This window comes from Pseudomonas sp. FSL W5-0299, from assembly GCF_005930655.1.
Classification (GTDB): domain Bacteria; phylum Pseudomonadota; class Gammaproteobacteria; order Pseudomonadales; family Pseudomonadaceae; genus Aquipseudomonas; species Aquipseudomonas mandelii.
In genome coordinates this window covers 38,815-58,420 of the sequence record NZ_RXHX01000023.1, presented here as the reverse complement: position 1 = coordinate 58,420, position 19,606 = coordinate 38,815, and the positions used below count along the sequence as shown (strand labels likewise).

Annotated in this window: 15 protein-coding genes; 6 read left to right on the top strand and 9 right to left on the bottom strand. The window is 60.1% G+C overall.

Annotated features, from left to right (window positions below):
* Window positions 1–27 precede the first annotated feature (27 nt).
* Both FHL16_RS23340 and radA read left to right on the top strand, forming a co-directional pair.
* Entirely contained in the window at window positions 28–570 is a 543-nt protein-coding gene (locus FHL16_RS23340; RefSeq protein ID WP_077749407.1) for an ankyrin repeat domain-containing protein, read from the top strand.
* Between the two features lie 45 nt (window positions 571–615).
* A complete protein-coding gene (gene radA, locus FHL16_RS23335; protein WP_077749406.1) occupies window positions 616–1,983 on the top strand; it encodes a DNA repair protein RadA in 1,368 nt (455 codons plus the stop codon).
* Between the two features lie 128 nt (window positions 1,984–2,111).
* On the opposite strand, the gene FHL16_RS23330 is transcribed toward radA, so the two are convergent.
* Window positions 2,112–2,480 carry a PilZ domain-containing protein gene (locus FHL16_RS23330; RefSeq protein WP_077749405.1) on the bottom strand — a complete coding sequence of 123 codons (369 nt, stop codon included), beginning with the start codon at window positions 2,478–2,480 and terminating at the stop codon, window positions 2,112–2,114.
* A 159-nt stretch (window positions 2,481–2,639) separates the two neighbouring features.
* Here FHL16_RS23330 and FHL16_RS23325 point away from each other — a divergent pair, with 159 nt between their 5' ends.
* The 3 genes from FHL16_RS23325 to yjiA all read left to right on the top strand — a co-directional run bounded on the left by FHL16_RS23325 (window position 2,640) and on the right by yjiA (window position 6,049).
* Window positions 2,640–4,706 (top strand): carbon starvation CstA family protein, encoded by a 2,067-nt coding sequence (locus FHL16_RS23325; protein ID WP_077749404.1) that lies wholly within the window; start codon window positions 2,640–2,642, stop codon window positions 4,704–4,706.
* A gap of 14 nt (window positions 4,707–4,720) precedes the next feature.
* Window positions 4,721–4,918 carry a YbdD/YjiX family protein gene (locus tag FHL16_RS23320; protein WP_010467494.1) on the top strand — a complete coding sequence of 66 codons (198 nt, stop codon included), beginning with the start codon at window positions 4,721–4,723 and terminating at the stop codon, window positions 4,916–4,918.
* 162 nt (window positions 4,919–5,080) lie between these two features.
* Complete coding sequence (gene yjiA, locus FHL16_RS23315; RefSeq protein ID WP_077749403.1) at window positions 5,081–6,049, top strand: GTPase; 969 nt, start codon at window positions 5,081–5,083, stop codon at window positions 6,047–6,049.
* A gap of 99 nt (window positions 6,050–6,148) precedes the next feature.
* Here yjiA and FHL16_RS23310 read toward each other — a convergent pair whose 3' ends face one another.
* The 5 genes from FHL16_RS23310 to FHL16_RS23285 form a co-directional block, all read right to left on the bottom strand.
* The gene (locus tag FHL16_RS23310; RefSeq protein ID WP_077749402.1) at window positions 6,149–6,832 is read right to left on the bottom strand and encodes a GntR family transcriptional regulator; all 684 of its coding nucleotides are present in this window, start codon (window positions 6,830–6,832) and stop codon (window positions 6,149–6,151) included.
* 25 nt (window positions 6,833–6,857) lie between these two features.
* Window positions 6,858–7,562 carry a FadR/GntR family transcriptional regulator gene (locus FHL16_RS23305; RefSeq protein ID WP_010467500.1) on the bottom strand — a complete coding sequence of 235 codons (705 nt, stop codon included), beginning with the start codon at window positions 7,560–7,562 and terminating at the stop codon, window positions 6,858–6,860.
* Between the two features lie 67 nt (window positions 7,563–7,629).
* Window positions 7,630–8,943, bottom strand: coding sequence for a C4-dicarboxylate transporter DctA (locus tag FHL16_RS23300; RefSeq protein ID WP_010467502.1), 1,314 nt, complete (start codon window positions 8,941–8,943; stop codon window positions 7,630–7,632).
* A gap of 254 nt (window positions 8,944–9,197) precedes the next feature.
* Window positions 9,198–10,451, bottom strand: a complete 1,254-nt coding sequence (gene glyA, locus FHL16_RS23290) for a serine hydroxymethyltransferase (RefSeq protein ID WP_077749401.1) — start codon at window positions 10,449–10,451, stop codon at window positions 9,198–9,200.
* A 217-nt stretch (window positions 10,452–10,668) separates the two neighbouring features.
* Window positions 10,669–14,517, bottom strand: a complete 3,849-nt coding sequence (locus FHL16_RS23285; protein WP_077749400.1) for a sensor domain-containing protein — start codon at window positions 14,515–14,517, stop codon at window positions 10,669–10,671.
* Between the two features lie 286 nt (window positions 14,518–14,803).
* On the opposite strand from FHL16_RS23285, the gene ettA reads away from it, so the two are divergent.
* Window positions 14,804–16,468, top strand: a complete 1,665-nt coding sequence (ettA, locus tag FHL16_RS23280) for an energy-dependent translational throttle protein EttA (RefSeq protein ID WP_077749399.1) — start codon at window positions 14,804–14,806, stop codon at window positions 16,466–16,468.
* A gap of 167 nt (window positions 16,469–16,635) precedes the next feature.
* Here the strand turns inward: ettA and FHL16_RS23275 are convergent, their stop codons facing one another.
* The 3 genes from FHL16_RS23275 to FHL16_RS23265 form a co-directional block, all read right to left on the bottom strand.
* Window positions 16,636–17,130, bottom strand: coding sequence for a GreA/GreB family elongation factor (locus FHL16_RS23275; RefSeq protein ID WP_077749398.1), 495 nt, complete (start codon window positions 17,128–17,130; stop codon window positions 16,636–16,638).
* Between the two features lie 70 nt (window positions 17,131–17,200).
* Window positions 17,201–17,557, bottom strand: coding sequence for a hypothetical protein (locus tag FHL16_RS23270; RefSeq protein ID WP_010467512.1), 357 nt, complete (start codon window positions 17,555–17,557; stop codon window positions 17,201–17,203).
* Window positions 17,558–17,710: 153 nt separating this feature from the next.
* Window positions 17,711–19,564 (bottom strand): Lnb N-terminal periplasmic domain-containing protein, encoded by a 1,854-nt coding sequence (locus FHL16_RS23265; protein WP_077749397.1) that lies wholly within the window; start codon window positions 19,562–19,564, stop codon window positions 17,711–17,713.
* Window positions 19,565–19,606: the final 42 nt, after the last annotated feature.

Sequence of the window (19,606 nt, the reverse complement as noted above, 5' to 3'; positions counted from 1 at the left end):
AGGTCCCGTCAGACCAAGGAGATTGCCATGCGTTTTTGCCTATCGCTGTTTCTGGCGTGCGTGTGTTTCAGCGTATTCGGCGCGCCGGCCGAAGATCCCGCAGCGCTGAAGGTTCAACTGAAAAATTACTACTTCGACGCCGCCCGCCGTGGCGACGTGCCGATGCTCGATACCTTCATAGAGGCCGGTTACGCCCTCGATACCCGCGACAGCAAGGGTTACACCGCGCTGATTCTTGCGGCTTATCACGGCCAGGCAGCCGCCGTGGACCGTTTGCTCGCGGCAGGGGCCGATGCCTGCGCGCAGGATCAGCGCGGCAACACCGCCCTGATGGGCGCCATTTTCAAGGGCGAAATCCAGATCGCCAAAACCCTGTTGGCCGCCCATTGCAGCCCCGACCAACGTAACGGCGCTGGCCAGACGGCCGCGATGTACGCGGGACTGTTCAAGCGAGTCGAATTGCTGGATGAGCTCAAGGCCAAGGGCGCCGACCTGAATGCCGAAGATCCGTTGGGCAACAGCGCCGCGCGTCTGGCCAACGGTGAAATCCGCACAGCGGCGCCGCGCTGATCTGCGTCAGCTGAGCTATCATCGCGGTTTTTGCCGGGAGTTCAGATGGCCAAGGCCAAGCGCATGTACGGCTGCACCGAGTGCGGCTCAACCTTCCCCAAGTGGGCCGGCCAGTGCGGCGAGTGCGGGGCCTGGAACACGCTGACCGAAACCATGGTCGAGAGCGGCGGCGCCGCAGCACCCAGCGGTCGCACCGGTTGGACCGGCCAGCAGGCTCAGATCAAGACCCTGGCCGAAGTCAGCGTCGAAGAGATTCCGCGCTTCTCCACCGCGTCCAGTGAACTCGATCGGGTGTTGGGCGGTGGCCTGGTGGATGGTTCGGTGGTGCTGATCGGCGGTGATCCGGGCATCGGCAAGTCGACCATTCTCCTGCAAACCTTGTGCAACCTCGCCAAAGTCATGCCGGCGCTGTACGTCACCGGTGAAGAATCCCAGCAGCAGGTGGCCATGCGCGCCCGACGTCTGGGCCTGCCGCAGGATCAGCTGCGGGTGATGACCGAAACCTGCATCGAAACCATCATTGCCACCGCCCGGGTCGAAAAGCCCAAGGTCATGGTGATCGACTCCATTCAGACCATCTTCACCGAACAACTGCAATCGGCACCGGGCGGCGTGTCGCAGGTGAGGGAAAGTGCCGCGTTGCTGGTGCGGTATGCCAAGCAGAGCGGCACGGCGATTTTCCTGGTCGGCCACGTGACAAAAGAAGGCGCCTTGGCCGGGCCGCGCGTGCTGGAGCACATGGTCGATACGGTGCTGTATTTCGAAGGCGAATCCGATGGACGGCTGCGTCTGTTGCGCGCGGTGAAAAACCGTTTCGGCGCTGTCAACGAGTTGGGCGTTTTCGGCATGACCGACAAGGGCCTGAAAGAAGTCTCCAACCCGTCAGCGATTTTTCTCACTCGTGCGCAAGAAGAAGTTCCCGGCAGCGTGGTCATGGCGACGTGGGAAGGAACGCGGCCGATGCTGGTGGAAGTCCAGGCGCTGGTGGATGACAGCCATTTGGCGAACCCGCGCCGGGTCACGCTGGGGCTGGATCAGAATCGTCTGGCGATGTTGCTTGCGGTACTGCATCGTCACGGCGGAATTCCGACCCACGATCAGGACGTCTTCCTCAACGTGGTCGGCGGGGTGAAGGTGCTGGAAACGGCCTCCGACCTGGCGTTGATGGCCGCGGTCATGTCCAGTTTGCGCAACCGCCCGCTGCCCCATGATTTGCTGGTGTTCGGTGAAGTCGGGCTGTCGGGCGAAGTGCGCCCGGTGCCGAGTGGCCAGGAACGCTTGAAGGAAGCCGCCAAGCACGGCTTCAAACGCGCCATCGTGCCCAAGGGCAATGCGCCCAAGGAAGCGCCGCCGGGGTTGCAGATTATTGCCGTGACCCGTCTGGAGCAGGCCCTCGACGCATTGTTCGATTAGTCGCAGGCAGCACACAATCCTGTGGGAGCGAGCCTGCTCGCGATAGCGATCTGACATTCAACATTTATGTCGACTGGCATTCCGCTATCGCGAGCAGGCTCGCTTCACATTGGATCAGTGTTGAGCCTTCAGACTTCTATGAGCGCGCCCAATTCGCGCTCCAGTTCCTTGGGATCCCCCACGTTGAACTCGATCAACCGCCGCAGGCGTTCAATCGATTCCAGGCTGATGTGTTTGCAGACGAACCCGAGTTGACCATGATCATCGTGGGTCAACATCACATCCATCTTGATCTCGACGTCTTCGTTAAGATGAATATCCACCAGGAAATGCCAGTTCGGATTACCCAGCCACGGCTCGGGCTTCTCGATCAGCAGTCCCTTGAGTGACAGGTCGATCAACTTTACCGGCCAGATGAACTCTCCCTGGCTCAGCTCTGTTCTGGCATCGAACGCAATACGTTTGAAGCGGCGGCGATCGGCGGGGAGCTCACTCATGGCGCAATCCTCTTGATGTTCGCTGACTATAGACCGCCACGGTCAAAGCCTGCCAGTGAGGACAGTCCTCTAGACCAATGTCGGGGTATGGCCTTTGCCGTCAGGCGAGCTAAACTCGGGGTGGCTGTCTTTCTTGTCCACCCTGGCTGGAATCATAAAATGAAAAATAATAATAGCCTGCTACGCCATCTACCCTGGCTGCTGCTGGCAATCGTGGGAGCGTGCGCCCTTGGTGTCGTGGCATTGCGTCGAGGCGAGGCGATCAACGCCTTGTGGATTGTGGTCGCAGCCGTGGCCATTTATCTGGTTGCCTACCGTTACTACAGTCTGTTCATCGCCAACAATGTGATGCAACTCGACCCGCGACGGGCCACCCCCGCCGTGCTCAACAATGATGGTCTGGACTACGTCCCCACCAACAAACACATTCTTTTTGGTCACCACTTCGCCGCCATCGCTGGCGCGGGGCCGCTGGTCGGTCCGGTATTGGCTGCACAGATGGGCTATTTGCCCGGTACGCTGTGGCTGATTGCCGGCGTGGTGCTGGCCGGTGCGGTTCAGGACTTTATGGTCCTGTTCATGTCCACTCGCCGCAACGGCCGTTCCTTGGGCGACATGGTCCGTGAAGAAATGGGCCGCATCCCCGGGACCATTGCGCTGTTCGGCTGCTTCCTGATCATGATCATCATCCTCGCGGTGCTGGCATTGATTGTCGTGAAAGCTCTGGCCGAAAGTCCTTGGGGCATATTCACGGTGATGGCGACCATCCCGATCGCGATGTTCATGGGCATTTACATGCGCTACATCCGCCCGGGCCGCATTGGCGAAATCTCCGTGGTCGGGGTGCTGTTGCTGCTGGGCTCGATCTGGCTCGGTGGGCAGATTGCCGCCGATCCGGTCTGGGCCAAAGCCTTTACCTTCACTGGCGTACAGATTACGTGGATGCTGGTCGGTTATGGTTTTGTAGCCGCCTCGCTGCCGGTCTGGCTGATTCTGGCGCCGCGCGACTACCTCTCGACCTTCCTGAAAATCGGCACCATCGTGGCCTTGGCGATCGGCATCCTGATCACCATGCCTGAGCTGAAGATGCCGGCGCTGACCCAGTTCATCGACGGTACTGGCCCTGTGTGGAAGGGCGGTCTGTTTCCGTTCCTGTTTATTACCATCGCCTGTGGCGCGGTCTCGGGTTTTCACGCGCTGATCTCCTCCGGCACCACGCCGAAATTGCTGGATAACGAAGTCAATGCCCGTTACATCGGTTACGGCGGCATGCTGATGGAATCCTTCGTCGCCATCATGGCGATGGTGGCGGCTTCGGTGATCGAGCCAGGTGTGTATTTCGCCATGAACAGCCCGGCGGCAGTCGTCGGCAGCGATGTGGTGACCGTGGCCCAAACCGTCAGCAGCTGGGGCTTTGCAATCACCCCGGAAGCGCTGCAAGCGGTGGCCAAGGACATCGGTGAAACCACGATCCTGGCCCGTGCCGGCGGTGCGCCGACCCTGGCGGTCGGTATCGCACAGATCCTGCACAGTGTCCTGCCGGGTGAAAACACCATGGCGTTCTGGTACCACTTCGCAATTCTGTTTGAAGCGCTGTTCATCCTGACGGCCGTTGATGCCGGCACCCGTGCCGGGCGTTTCATGCTGCAGGATTTGCTCGGTTCCTTCGTGCCGGCGCTGAAACGCACCGAGTCCTGGACCGCCAACCTGATCGCGACCGCTGGTTGCGTGGCGATGTGGGGCTGGTTGTTGTACCAGGGCGTCATCGATCCACTGGGCGGCATCAACACCTTGTGGCCGTTGTTCGGTATCTCCAACCAGATGCTGGCCGGTATCGCGCTGATGCTCGGCACCGTTGTGCTGATCAAAATGAAACGCCAACGTTACGTCTGGGTCACCATGCTGCCAGCCGTGTGGCTGCTGATCTGTACCACCACCGCCGGTTTCATCAAGCTGTTCGACGCCAACCCGGCGATCGGCTTCCTGTCGCTGGCGAAAAAATACAGCGATGCGCTGGCCAACGGTCAGATCCTCGCCCCGGCCAAGGACATCACTCAGATGCAGCACGTGATCTTCAACGCTTACACCAACGCAACGCTGACCGCGCTGTTCCTGTTCGTGGTCTTCAGCATCCTGTTCTATGCGCTCAAGGTCGGTATCTCCGCCTGGGGCAGCAAAGGACGCACGGATAAAGAAGCACCGTTCCAGGCGGTGCCAGATGCGTAATCGAGGATTGCACCATGTTCAATGACCTGAGTCGCCTCGGTAAATACCTCGGTCAGGCCGCGCGCCTGATGGTCGGCATGCCCGACTACGACAACTACGTCGAGCATATGCAAACCAAACACCCGGACAAACCGATGATGAGCTACGAGATGTTCTTCCGGGAACGCCAAGAGGCTCGTTACGGTGGCAAGGGTGGGCCGAAGTGCTGTTGACCCGGTTGTCGGGTTAACAGCAATCCTTGTGGGAGCTAGCCTGCTAGCGATGGCGGCTGAACATTCAACATCACTGTTGATTGACAGTCCGCCATCGCTGGCAGGCTAGCTCCCACATTTGTTTTGTGTTGCTTTTTAATTTTGTGAAACAGGAGATTCCAGTTGTCCTCTCCCATCCCGGTAACCATCCTCAGCGGCTTCCTCGGCGCCGGTAAAACCACGCTGCTGCGCCACCTGCTCAAAGCCGAGCACGGCCTGAAAATCGCGGTGATCGAGAACGAATTCAGTGACGCCGGTATCGACACCCAGCTGTTGGGCGATGAACCGGTGCAAGTGATGACGCTGTCCAACGGCTGCGTCTGCTGCACCATCCACACCGACCTGACCAAGGCCTTGTACCTGCTGCTCGAACGCCTGGACAGCGGCGAAATCGCCTTTGACCGTCTGGTGATCGAATGCACCGGCCTGGCCGACCCGGCGCCAGTGGCGCAAACCTTTTTCATCGATGAAGAGCTGCGCGAGCGTTACATCCTCGACGGCATCATCACCCTGGTAGACGCGGCGCACGCCGACACTCACCTGACGCAAACCATCGCCCAGGCGCAAATCGGTTTTGCCGACCGCTTGCTGGTGAGCAAGCGCGATCTGGTGGACGAAGCGACGTTTACCGCGTTGAGCGAGCGCCTGACCCGCATCAACCGTCGCGCGCCGATTCGAGTGGTCGAACACGGCAAGATCGACCTGGCCGAATTGCTCGACGTGCGCGGTTTCAACCTGAATGCCGACCTCGGCGGCGTCAGCCTGCGTCCGGTGACCAAGGCGCCCTCCATCGACCGGATCTCCAGCCTGGTGCTGCGCACCGACAAGCCGCTGGATATCGACAAGCTCAGCGAGTTCATGAACGAGCTGCTGGAAGACCATGGCAAGCAATTACTGCGCTACAAAGGTGTATTGAACATCGTTGGCGAGCCGCGTCGCATGGTGTTTCAGGGCGTGTTGAAGCTTTACGGATTCGACTGGGACACGGATTGGGCAGAGGACGAGGCCCGCGAAAGCGTGATCGTGTTCATTGCCGATGATTTGCCGGAAGAGAAAATCCGTGAGGGGTTTGCGCGGGTGGCGGCGGATTGAAAGAGTGTGTTCATCGGTGATGACGCCTTCGCGGGCAAGCCTCGTTCCTACAGGTTCTGCGTAGCCCTTGTAGGCGCGAGGCTTGCCCGTGAAGGCGATCTAACCGGCAACACGATTTTTGCCAGGGATGGGTACCGGATCCAGCAACATCTGTTCAAGAATATCGAGGTGGCGGTTTAGCAAAGCCTCGGCAGTCACCGCATCCCCACGCTCCAGCGCATTGATTATGTCCTTATGCCACGCGCAAGGGGCCTCCATCTGCGCATCAAACTGCGCAATCGCCAATGAAGTCAGCGGCACCAGGCTGCCAAGAAAATGCGCCAATGGTGCATTTCCCGCCATTTCCGCCAACAGCAAATGAAACTCCCCAGACAACCGGATCGCCGGGCCGCGCTCTGTACAGTGGCGTTCGCGTTCAAGCAGGGCATGCAGGCGGTTCAAGGGTTGCGCACGAGGTTGTCGGCAGGCCAGCCGCACCAAGGTGGTCTCGGTCAGTCGTCGGGCATGCAGCGTCTGCCGAGTCTGTTCTGCATCGAGCGTGGCAACGCGAGGCCGATGGTTCGCCCGAAGGACGATGATTTGCTGATGAGACAGACGCGTCAGCACGCCACGAATGTCACTGCGTCGAACGCTGAACATCTGCGCCAGGCTTTCTTCGGTAAAGCGGCTGGACGCATTGAGGCGCTGTTCGAGAATGGCGTCGAAGATCCGCGAATAGAGATCTTCCGCCCGCGGTGGAAGGGGCAGGGCAGTGAGTGTTTGCGGTGAAGCGAAGCTGTTCATGGCCTGTCTCCGGTTCGAAGAAGTTTTAACTGCCGAAGTTGTCGTCTGGAATATTCAGTTCAATGCCCATCCGCTGGCCTTCCCGAAGGATGTGCCGACGCATCTCGGCACTGGCCTGGGCGCTGTTTTTGCTGCGAATCGCGCGCACCACGGCTTCGTTCTCCTCAAGGCGCTCAGCCAGATGCTCGGGGGAGTTGCGCAGCACCTCGGCGCTTTGCTTGAGGGCATTGCTGGTCTGCTGCACCACGCTCTGGAAAATCGGGTTCGAGGTCAGCGTGAACAGTTCTTCGTGGAATGCGATGTAGGCGTTCACCCCGGCCTCGCTGTCGTTGGCCTCCAGCGCTTCGCGCATGTCCATCAAGGTCAGGCGCAGTTGCCCGACCTCCTTGCTGCTGATCGACTGCGCGACCAGGCCGACGATGAACGGCTCGAGGGTGTAGCGCAGTTGCAAGACATCTTCCAGGCTGGCGCCGGCGACCGCGCTGTCGTGGCTTTGGCTGTCGCTGAGATGGGCGTCCAGCACCACCACGCCTTTGCCGGGCATCGAGCGCACCAGGCCAAGGGTTTCCAGCACGATCACCGCTTCACGCAGGCTCGGGCGGCTGATGCCCAGTTGTTCGGCCAGCTCACGCTGCCCAGGCAGCATTTCGCCGGAGCGCCACTGACCACGGGCCAAAGCGGCCCGGAGTTTTTCTACGACTGAGTTCACAACGGTCGACGAGGTAATCACTGTTCGCTCCATGAGCATCCAAAACGGTTGTTGACCGTGCCTGCCCGAAGACAGGCACGGCGTTTATTCAGAATTCCTGCTGATGTGCCGGGGCGACGGGTTTTCTCGGCTGGAAGGTATACCCCACCTGGCCGGAAAGCACTTTGTTCGCCCGTTGAATATCGATATCCTTCTCCCAGCGGGCGATGGCCACGGTGGCGACGCAGTTGCCGATCAGGTTGGTCAGCGCCCGGCCGATGCCCATGAACCAGTCCACCGCCAGCACCAATACCAGGCCGACCACCGGAATCGCCGGGATCGCCGTGAGTGTCGCTGCCAGAATCACCAGCGCCGAACCGGGAATCCCGTGGGCCCCTTTTGAGGTAATCAGCGAGACCAGCAGAATCGTCAGCAAGTCGGTCATGGCCAGCGGCGTGCCGGTGGCGTTGGCGATGAAGACGATGGCGAGGGTCAGGTAGATCGAGAACCCGTCGAGGTTGAACGAGTAACCCGTCGGAATCACCAACCCCACCGTCGAACTGCCGATGCCCAGGTGCTCAAGCTTGCGCATGATTTGTGGCAGCACGGCGTCGGACGAAGCGGTGCCCATGACGATCAGCAGTTCTTCGCGCAGGTACTTGAGCAACGGCCACATCTTCAGGCCCGAAAGGCGCATCACCAGGCCGAGAATCAATGTCACAAACGCCACGCAGGTCAGGTAAAACAGGCCGACCAGGCTGCCCAGGTGTTGCAGGGAATCCAGGCCATATTTGCTGGTGGTGAAGGCGATGGCGCCGAACACGCCGATCGGCGCCAGGCGCACGATCATGCCCATGATGCGGAAGATTACGTGGCTCAGCTCATTGATCAGCCGGGAAATACCCGATGCTGCTTCGCCCACCAGGTTCAGCGCACTGCCGAACAGCACTGAAAACAGCAGGACTTGCAGGATGTTGTTCTCCGCGAAGGCGCCGATGACCGAGGTGGGGATCAGGTTCATCAAGAACTGGGAGGTGGTTTGCATGTGCTGGCCGCGCTGGGCGATGTCGCCCATGTCGGCAGCGGAAAGCTGATCCAGATGAATGTTCGCGCCGCTGCCGATGCCGGTGGTGAATGCGAACACCAGACCAATCACCAGGGCGATGGTGGTCAGGATTTCGAAGTAGATCACCGATTTCAGGCCGATGCGCCCGACCTTCTTCAAGTCGCCGGCACCGCTGATGCCGCTGACCACTACGCAGAACACAATCAGGCCGATGAGCATCTTGATCAGTTTGATGAAGCCATCGCCGAGCGGTTTGAGCTGGGCGGAGTATTCAGGAAGGGTCAGCCCGCAGACGATGCCGAGCACCAGTCCGAGAACCACTTGGAGGAAGATTGAACGCGAGCACCATCTGAGCATGGGAGGAATCCTGGTCGGTGTCCTGGCTGCCGTGCGCTTGAGTGGGCGCATCAGATTCAGGACTTAATTATTGTGGTCTTACCGGTATGTCCAGTGCAGGCGCAGTCTAGGCGCTGTTTTTGGGTGATCGCAAGCGGAAATTGCATAATTGGCATGACCGGTCTGACCAGTGGTGCCGGCTCCTACAAATCCAGGGCGAAAAAAAACCGGCCATCACGTGGCCGGTTTTTTATGGCTGCGGTTTAGCGCCGCAATTAAGCGCCGTACACCGGCAGCTTCTTGCAGATGGCCTTGACCTTCTCACGAACGGCGTCGATCACCGCTTCGTTGTTCAGGTCAGCCAGGATGTCGCAGATCCAGCCGGCCAGTTCTTTGCACTCTGCTTCCTTGAAGCCGCGAGTGGTCACAGCCGGAGTACCGAAGCGCAGGCCGGAGGTGACGAACGGGGAGCGTGGGTCGTTTGGCACGGAGTTCTTGTTCACGGTGATGAACGCTTTGCCCAGAGCGGCGTCGGCGTCTTTACCGGAGATTTCCTGCTTGATCAGCGACAGCAGGAACAGGTGGTTCTTGGTCCCGCCGGAAACCACATCGAAACCACGTTCGATGAACACTTCGGCCATGGCCTGGGCGTTTTTCACCACTTGTTGCTGGTAGGCCTTGAATTCAGGCTGCAGCGCTTCTTTGAAGCAGATCGCTTTGGCGGCGATCACGTGCTCCAGTGGGCCACCCTGGGCGCCCGGGAATACCGCGGAGTTCAGCTTCTTCTCGATGTCGGCGTTGGCGCGAGCCAGGATCAGGCCGCCACGTGGACCGCGCAGGGTCTTGTGCGTGGTGGTGGTCACGACGTCAGCGAACGGAACCGGGTTCGGGTAGACGCCAGCGGCGACCAGACCGGCCACGTGGGCCATGTCGACGAACAGGTAGGCACCGACCTTGTCAGCGATTTCGCGGAAACGCGGGAAGTCCAGAATCTGCGAGTAGGCAGAGAAACCGGCCACGATCATTTTTGGCTTGTGCTCAACCGCCAGACGCTCGACTTCGTCGTAGTCGATCAGGCCGTTGGCGTCGATGCCGTATTGAACGGCGTTGTACAGCTTGCCGGAGGAGGAAACGCTGGCGCCGTGGGTCAGGTGACCGCCGTGGGCCAGGCTCATGCCCAGGATGGTGTCGCCCGCTTGCAGCAGTGCCAGGTACACGGCGCTGTTGGCTTGGGAACCGGCGTGTGGCTGAACGTTGGCGTAATCGGCGCCGAACAGTTCTTTGGCGCGGTCGATGGCCAGTTGCTCAACCACGTCGACGAACTCGCAACCACCGTAGTAGCGCTTGCCCGGGTAGCCTTCGGCGTACTTGTTGGTCAGTACCGAGCCTTGAGCTTCCATCACCGCTGGGCTGGTGTAGTTTTCCGAAGCGATCAGCTCGATGTGTTCTTCCTGGCGCTGAGCTTCTTGCTCCATGGCGGCAAAAAGATCGGCGTCGTACTTGGCAATAGTCAAATCACGGCTGAACATGGCGGTCCTCAAGGATCGGGGCAGAAAAGGGGGGCATTCTAACTCAACCGCTTTTAGATGGCATATGAAAGGACATCATGTCGCAGACGAAAGGAATTCAGCTTCTGGCTGTAAGCCTCAAGCGGCAAGTCAAAAGCGGACCGGCCACTGCTTGAAGCTTGCCACTTGAAGCTTCCAGCTTTCTTCATGTTTGATTGATTGGAGCTGTTGGCTCCAATCAATCAAACATGAAGAGCGCATCATTGCTGAACTGCGCCTCAAACCGGCTCGCCGGCATCGGCCGGCCGAACAGATACCCCTGAACCTCATCGCAACCATGCTCACGCAGGAAATCGAGCTGCTCGTGGGTTTCCACGCCTTCGGCGATCACCGCCAGATTCAGGCTGTGTGCCATCGCAATGATCGCCCGGGCAATCTGCGCATCCTGTTCACCCGACGGCAGGCCATCTACGAAGGTGCGGTCGATTTTCAGCACGTCGATCGGGAATTGCTTGAGGTAGTTGAGCGAGGAATACCCGGTGCCGAAGTCATCGACCGCAATACTCAGGCCGAGGTTTTTCAATCCGGCGAGGATCTGCATCGCTTCGCTGACTTCGCGCATCAGGATACTCTCGGTCAGCTCCAGCTCCAGGCACGCCGGCGGCAGGCCGGTCTCCTTTAGGATGGTGGCAATCCGCGTCCCGAGTTGGCCGTCGGAGAATTGCCGGGCCGAAATGTTCACCGACACCTTAGGCACCCGCACCTTGGCCTGATGCCAGGTCTTGAGCTGACGGCAGGCTTCGCTGATCACCCAGTCACCGACATCCACCACCAGCCCAAGCTCTTCGAGCACCGGAATGAAATCCCCCGGCGGCACCAGGCCGCGACGTGGATGACGCCAGCGCAGCAGCGCTTCGGCGCCGGTCAGGCGTTTGCCGTCGCCGCTGAACTGCGGCTGGTAATACAGAACGAATTCGTCTTGTTCCAGGGCATGGCGCAAGTCGCTTTCCAGCTCCAGGCGCTCCAGGGCGCTGGCGTTCATGTCCGCCTGATAGAACTGGAAGTTGTTCTTGCCGCGCTCCTTGGCGTGGTACATCGCGGTGTCGGCGTTTTTCATCAGCTGACTGAGTTCGTTGCCATCCTGCGGGCTCAGGGCGATGCCGATACTGGCGGTGACGAAGAACTCGCGGCCTTCCAGCACGAACGGTTTCACCAGGCTGGCGAGGATCTGCTCGGCGACATGGATCGCCCGGTTCAAGGCGACCTCACGGTTGGCCCGCGGTTGCAGCAACAAGGTGAATTCATCGCCGCCCATGCGCGCCACGGTGTCGTCATCATCGACGCAACCGAGCAGGCGCGTGGCCATTTCCTTGAGCATGCGGTCGCCGGCGGCGTGACCGAGAGAGTCGTTGATCGGCTTGAAACGGTCGAGGTCGAGGAACATCAGCACGACCCAGGACTTCTGCCGCTCGGCCGATTGCAGCGCGGTGTGCAGGCGGTCCTGGAACAGCGTGCGGTTGGGCAGGTGGGTCAGGGCGTCGTAGTAGGCGAGGCGGTGAATCCGCTGCTCACTGGCCTTGCGCTCGCTGATGTCGCTGAAGAAGCACACGTAACTGGCCAGGTCACCTTCATCGTCGAGCACCGCCGTGATGCCGACCCAGGCCGGGTAATGCTCGCCGTTGCGCCGCTTGAGCCAGACTTCGCCTTCCCAGGTGCTGTTCTGATGCAGTTGTTTGAGCACATAACGCAGATGGGCTTCCTGCTGCTCGTCGACGGTCAGCATGTTTGGCAACTGGTCCAGCACCTGCTCCACGGCATAACCGCTGACGCGACTGAACGCTTCGTTGGCCTGGACGATGTAGCCGGCCGGGTCGGTGATCAGGATCGCCGACGTCGAATGTTCGAAAACCGTGGCCGCCATGCGCAGGTCTTTTTCGGCCCTGCGCTGCTGGCTGATGTCGCGTCCGACGCCGAGTACGCCTTCGAAGGCCCCGTGTTCGTCCCAGACCAGCACCAGCCGTAGCTCGATCGGGATCTTGCGCCCGTCGGCCCGCAGGCAATCGAACAGGAACAGTTGGGTCTGCACCTGAGTGCGCAGCAGCGCCAGTTGCTCGGGTTTATCCAGCGCTTTGCTGACCCGATCCATCAGGCCGTAAATGCCGGTCAGTTGCTGCGGGTTGGCGATGGTCGATTGCCAGCCGTTCTGGAAGATCCACTCGGCGTCGTAGCCCAGCACGGCATGCACCGACGGGCTGACGTAATTGAGTGCCATTTTGCTGTCGGTGGAGAAAATCACGTCGCTGATGCTTTCGGCGAGCATCCGGTAGCGCTGCTCGCTGTCACGCAGGGATTCACTGGCTTCGATCTGTTCGGTGATGTCCTTGGCCACGCCGATGATCCGCGTGACTTGATCGTGTTTGTCCCGCGCCAGTGCCTGTTCGCGAATGTCGAAACGCCGCCACTTGCCGTCGCGATGACGGAACCGCAACTGGCACTGCAGCAATTGGGTGTAACCCCCGTGGCGCTGGGCCTGGCGCGAGCGGTGGTAGTCATCGGCATCTTCGGGGTGCAGGAGGATTTCCCAGAAGTACTCGCCCATCTGGTGCAACTCGGTACGGTTGTAACCGAGGGTCTGGCCCAAGTGGTGGTTACTGAAAATCATCCGCTGGCTGATCACGTCCTGCACGTACAGGTGGTCCGGCACAGTGCGCACCACATCGGACCAGAACCCTTCGCGTTCCAGCAGCGACAGCTCGATGAGTTTACGGCTGGTAATGTCGGTGATGCTCAGGATCACCGCTTTAAAGTCGGCGTAATCTTCCGGCAGGCGCAGCACCAGCCACAGGTGCTGGTCGCGGCCATTGAGGTCCTGGAGTTTGATTTCCAGCTCGAGCTGTCTCTGCTGGTTGAACACCGTTTCGATCACTTGGTGGCCGATGGCGGTGCCGTCCAGCGGGCAGCCGTCAATCAACAGTTTCCAGGCCTGAGCGCAGGAGTCGACGTTGAGCAGTTGCAGGGCGACCTGGTTGACCTCGGTGACGCGCAGTTCCTGGAGCAGTTGCTCGCGTTGCTCCGGTACGTCGAGCCACGCCTTGAGTTGCTCGCTGCTGTGCAGTTGGGCTTTGTCGAAGAAGGTCTTGAGCCCGGAGACGTCCAGTACGCACAGGGCAACGCCCGTGCCTTCGAAAATATCGTGATAGCGGCGGCGGCCTTCATGCAACTGGCGCTGACGGCGGCGAATGTTCAGCAACACGATGAACGGCAGCAGGGAGAAGGCCAGGCCCAGCAGGCATTTGCCGATGAATGCTGGCAACAGTTGTTCGAGCACTTGCTGGCGATCGAACAGTCCGCGCAGTTGCCAGTCGCTGCTGCTCAGGGGCACTGTCAGCACACTTTTGGCCAGATCGTCGGGGGATAACGCGCTCGGTTTGACCGAAGGCGACGCTTCATCGCGGCTGATGATCTGGTGATTGACCCGGTTTTCCACCAGCCACAGCGGACGAATACCGGCTTCGTTTTGTTTGGTCAGTGACGAGAAAAACGTCGGTGTCAGGCGCAGGGCCCAGTAGCCACGAGTGCTGCCGCTGGCTTGATGCAACAGCAGATGCACCACTGAACCGTCATCGGCATTGCTGAAATAGTGGGCCTGGGCGCGGCTGCGCCGGACCAGTTCACCCAGGTAATCGGCATCCTGGGCGTCGGCGGCGCTGTCACTGAGGACTTTGCCGGAAGGACTGAGTAGCGCCAGGCTGCGCAGGTCAGGCAGCGATTGTTGCAGTTTGCGCAGTAGCGCCTGCTGTTCGTCGGCACTTTGCGGTTGTTCGACGATCGGTAGCAGGTTCAGTGCAATCTGGGCGTTGAGCGCCATGTTCAGGCTGACTTGCGCGGCCAGATCGGCGGTGTAGTCGATGGTGTATTGCCGCTGGTGCTTCTGTGTTTCGCGCAGCTGATCCAGCAGCTGCCAGAACAGCAAGGCGAGCAACAACAGCACGAGTATCGCCAGCGCACCCTTCAAGGATCCGCGCAGGGGCGCGCCGGGCGCAGGATGAGGTGCGCTCACGGACGAAGGCGGAGAGACATTGGACAAACTGTAATCCTGCGGTTTGGCTGGACTGGCGCGACGTGCACTATAAGCCGGACGCCCGGAGGGCGGCTAGCATGCCTTGTGTTGTGGCGAAGTGCCAGCCCCTACCGGCTGGACTGCCATCTGTCATTCAGGTAGCTTTGCCGGTTACGCGGGAGCGTTCCAGCTCCTAGACTCAGACTTTTTCAGCGCTCATGCATTGATACATTATCAATCTGACGACGCGCACAGTCTGGCCAGGCATCGCCTGCGCTCCAATCATTCATCTGTCACTGACCCAAGGTTCTCCATGGCTCAATACGTCTTCACCATGCATCGGCTGGGCAAAGTTGTTCCGCCGAAGCGGGAAATCCTGAAAAATATTTCGCTGTCCTTCTTCCCCGGCGCCAAGATCGGCGTGCTCGGCCTCAACGGTTCGGGTAAGTCCACGCTGTTGAAAATCATGGCGGGCGTCGACACCGAGTTCGAGGGCGAAGCGCGTCCGATGCCGGACCTGAACATTGGCTACCTGCCGCAAGAACCGATCCTGGATCCGACTAAAACCGTTCGTGAAGTGGTCGAGGAAGCGGTCAGCGTGATCAAGAACGCCCAGGCTCGCCTGGACGAGGTCTACGCCGCTTACGCTGATGAAGATGCCGACTTCGACAAACTGGCCGCCGAACAGGCCAAGCTCGAAGCCATCCTGCAAGCCAGCGACGGTCACAACCTGGATCGCCAGCTGGAAGTCGCCGCCGATGCGCTGCGTCTGCCGGCCTGGGATGCCAAGATCGAATTCCTCTCCGGTGGTGAGAAGCGTCGCGTGGCCCTGTGCCGCCTGCTGCTGTCTGCTCCGGACATGCTGCTGCTCGACGAACCGACCAACCACCTGGACGCCGATTCCGTCGCCTGGCTGGAGCACTTCCTGCACGACTTCCCGGGCACCGTAGTCGCGATCACGCACGACCGGTACTTCCTGGACAACGTCGCCGGCTGGATCCTCGAGCTCGACCGCGGCGCCGGTATCCCTTACGAGGGCAACTATTCGGGTTGGCTGGAAGCCAAGTCCGACCGTCTGGCTGCCGAATCCAAGCAGCAGTCGGCCCACGAAAAAGCCATGAAGGAAGAACTGGAGTGGGTGCGCAAAGGCGCCAAGGCCCGCCAGTCCAAATCCAAGGCTCGTCTGCAACGCTTCGAAGAAATGCAGTCGCAGGAATTCCAGAAGCGCAGCGAAACCAACGAGATCTACATCCCGGCCGGTCCGCGCCTGGGTGACAAGGTTATCGAGTTCAAGAACGTTTCCAAGGGTTACGGCGATCGCGTGTTGATCGACAACCTGTCGTTCTCCATGCCAAAAGGCGCCATCGTTGGCGTGATCGGCGGTAACGGTGCCGGTAAGTCGACCCTGTTCCGCATGCTGATGGGCAAGGAAACGCCGGATTCGGGCAGCATCGAAGTCGGCGAAACCGTGCAACTGGCGTGCGTCGATCAGAGCCGCGAAGACCTGGACGGCAGCAAGACGGTGTTCCAGCAAATCTCCGACGGTTCCGATCAGATCCGCATCGGCAACTACGAGATCCCGTCGCGCACCTACGTCGGTCGCTTCAACTTCAAGGGCGGCGACCAGCAGAAGTTCGTCAAGGACCTGTCCGGTGGTGAGCGCGGTCGCTTGCACCTGGCCCTGACCTTGAAAGAGGGCGGCAACGTCTTGTTGCTCGACGAACCGTCCAACGACCTCGACGTTGAAACCCTGCGTTCCCTGGAAGAAGCCCTGCTGGACTTCCCGGGCGCCGCCATTGTGATCTCTCACGATCGGTGGTTCCTTGACCGCGTCGCGACGCACATCCTGGCTTACGAAGACGACTCGCAAGCGGTGTTCTTCGAAGGTAACTACACCGAGTACGAAGCCGATCGCAAGAAACGCCTCGGCGAAGCGGCTTCCCAGCCGCATCGTGTACGGCACAAGAAACTGGCCTGATATCGGGCGGGTTGCATGAAAAAACGGAGCCTTCGGGGCTCCGTTTTTTTATGGGTTTCAGTGACACCGCGGCGCGGCCATCGCCAGCAGGCTGGCTCCCACAGGGGATATGTGAGCGGCACAAATCCACTGTGGCAGCCAGCCTGCTAGCGATGACGGCCTGACGATCACTCGATCTCTATGCTCAACACCTCAATCATCAAATCCCCCACCGGCCGCTTCCACACCACTTCATCCCCGACCTGCGCGCCCAACAACGCCCGCCCCAGCGGCGAGCCCCAGTTGATCAGCCCACTCGCCGCATCCGCCTGATCCTCACCCACCAACTGCACACGCTGTTCGTGGCCCTGTTCATCGGCAAACGTTACCCACGCGCCAATCTGGACTTTATCGGTCGAGGAGGCCGGTACGACTAACTGAGCGCTTTGCAGGCGTTGATTGAAATATCGCCAGTCACGTTCCAGATCGGCCTGGCGCTGTTTGTCTGCGAGTTCGCCTTTCGCACTCTGTCCATTGAGCAGGTTTTGCACTTCGGCGACTTTCGCCTGAAGCTGCGCCAGCCCGGCGGGCGTGACGTAATTGGGCTGTGTGCTGACTTGCCGTTCGACCGGCTGATCGGCTTGCGCGGCGGCGTTATCTTCATTGACGAAAGCGCGACTCATGGTTTTCTCCCGTTATAGGGTTTGGGCCATGGTTGCAGGCTTTTAGTTTCGATGGATGTCTGTCCGCGACTCATTGCGAGCGATAGGCACGGGCGGCGTCCTGGTCCTTTTGTTGCTGCCAGGCTTTGTCGCGGTCGTCCCAGTGGTGGCTGCGATAGTCCTCGCGATCCTCGCTTTCGCGCATGGCCTGGCACTGGCGAAAACCGTCGCTCCAGCCTTCGGCGTACTGCTTGTCCTTGAGATAACGCGGAACGTTCTTGCGAAATTCCCCGGTGATTGCCCCGGCAGCTTGCCGGCCACTGCTGCAACCGTCATCGAAACCATCGGCGAACGCCGGTGGATAACCCTTGGCGATCAAATCCTCGTGGGTCGTCTGGCAACCCGCGATCAACATCAACAATCCCAGCACACCTGCGCAACGCCACATCTCCGACTCCCGTGCCGTTGGACGGCCTATGGGTGAAGTCTAGGAGTGGATTCGTGAGGCAGTTGTGAAAGGTGTGTGATTAATCTGTTGGCCACCACACATCCGCTGTGGGATCGAGCCTGCTCGCTCCCACAGGGACGGTGGGGTGTCAGGTCAATAGTGGTACCACTTCACCTCAAGCATCACTTCGTTCTCGGGCGAGGCGAGGTGGCTGAATTCGCGCTGGGCACTCAGGCGCAGGCCCAGGTTGCGCGACAGTTCCCACTGCTGGTTGAGACTCACACTGCGGCGCACCTCGCCGTTGGTGAAGAAATCGCCCTTGGTTTCCAGGCTGAAGTTGCCCAGTGGGTTTTTCCACAGCAGACCGCTATTGAAACCTGCCGCCGGTGCGATAAAGCCCGCGAAGTCGTTGTTGTGTTCGACACGCACGGTGCCCAGTGCAAAGCCGAGCATGTCTTCACCCAACTGCCAGGTGCCGCCACCACCACCGTTGACGTGGCTGACCAGCGTTTCATCGTCATGCTTGCCTGGCACGCGTTCCAGGCCGCCCGTGACTTGCCACGATAATGGCTTCAACAACTCATTGCGCGGCGTCAGGGAGCGAATGGTCGCCAGGTCCAGTTGCTGGAACTGCCAGTCATTGCCTTCGTACTGGCGCAGTTTCATCTGCAGGATTTCGATCTGCGCACCGAGCGGGAAGCTCTCGGCGTTATCGTTGAGGTCGTGATACGCCATGCGCAGGCCATATTCGCCAAAGGCCTTGTCGCCCCGGGTGCCGATGCCGGCCTGCCAGGTGCGGGATTCATGACCGTCCTCGGGCAGGCCGGGCCTCCGGATGTCCAGCTCAGGGGCGGGGTTCTGGTTGATCGCCCGCAGCAGTTCGAAACTGCGTTGCGCCCTCTCAGGGTCGCGCTCCTGACCGTTGGCGCGATAGCGTTCGAGGCGGTAAGACGCATCGATGATCAGCGCCTGGCGGTCGCGCGGTTGAGCCTTGAACGCCGGTGTCTGCAATTGCTTTTGGTCGGCGCTGACTTTCAGCACCCACTCCTGTTCTTCGTCAGTCAACGGCTCGGCGCGGCTCAGCAGTTCCCGTTCACGGGACGGACGATACTGAATGGATTCCACCAGCCCGGCTTCTTTCACCGCTTTGACGGTATCGGTCGGAATGGCCGTCAGTGGGAACTGTTCGGTCAGGCGCAGGCTTGGCCGCGCCACCTGCAGCAGCTCAAGCAGGCGATAGGAGCAGTTTTCGTCGAAAAAGAAATAGTCGAACTGGATCTGCTTCAACTCCCAGACGTGCTCGACCATGCGCTCGGTTTCTGCCTGCGTCAGGTTCAGCCGGTACTCCCACAGGTCCCGGTTTTCGAGGCTGCGGTATTCCGAGAGTTTTTCCTGATACGGCACCAGCGCGAACAGCCCCGGATAGCCGCCCATCAAGCCTTTCCAGGCGTAGAGGATGCTGTTATCCGAACCTTCGATGTAGGCGCCGAAGTTGATCGCGTAACTGAGCAGCGCGGTGTGATCACTCTGCACATCGGCCTGGTCGATGCGCAGCAAGGTATGGCCGAACATCGATGACGGACTGTTCAGGTAAGCCGCCGGGAAAATCATCACCGCGCTATGGGGCGAGACATCCTTGAACCATTGCTTGAACTCAGTGCAATCGAGCGCCGGCAAATCAGTCAGGTTGAGCTGCGCTTTCAACCAGCGGGTGCGCGCCGGGTACACACATTGGGCATGTTGTTCGCCCGCACTGGCCGGGGCGTACAGCGCCTGCACGGTGGCCGCCAGTTCGCGGTCGGGGTGTTCGTTACCGTCGGGTGCGAGAAAGAACTTTTTGTCGCTGACATAGCTGCGCCAGCCGCCCAGCTTGGCGGTTTCGTAATGGCCCAGGGAAATCCAGAAAGGGTCGTTGGCCAGTTGCTGCAAACGTTGATTGTCGACATGTGGCGCGGCGGACAGCGGGGCGCAGACACAGAGCGCCAGCCAGGCAAGGCGTTTGAGCATAGTGAGCAACTTAAGTCGAAAAAAAATAAAGACCCAAGGGGG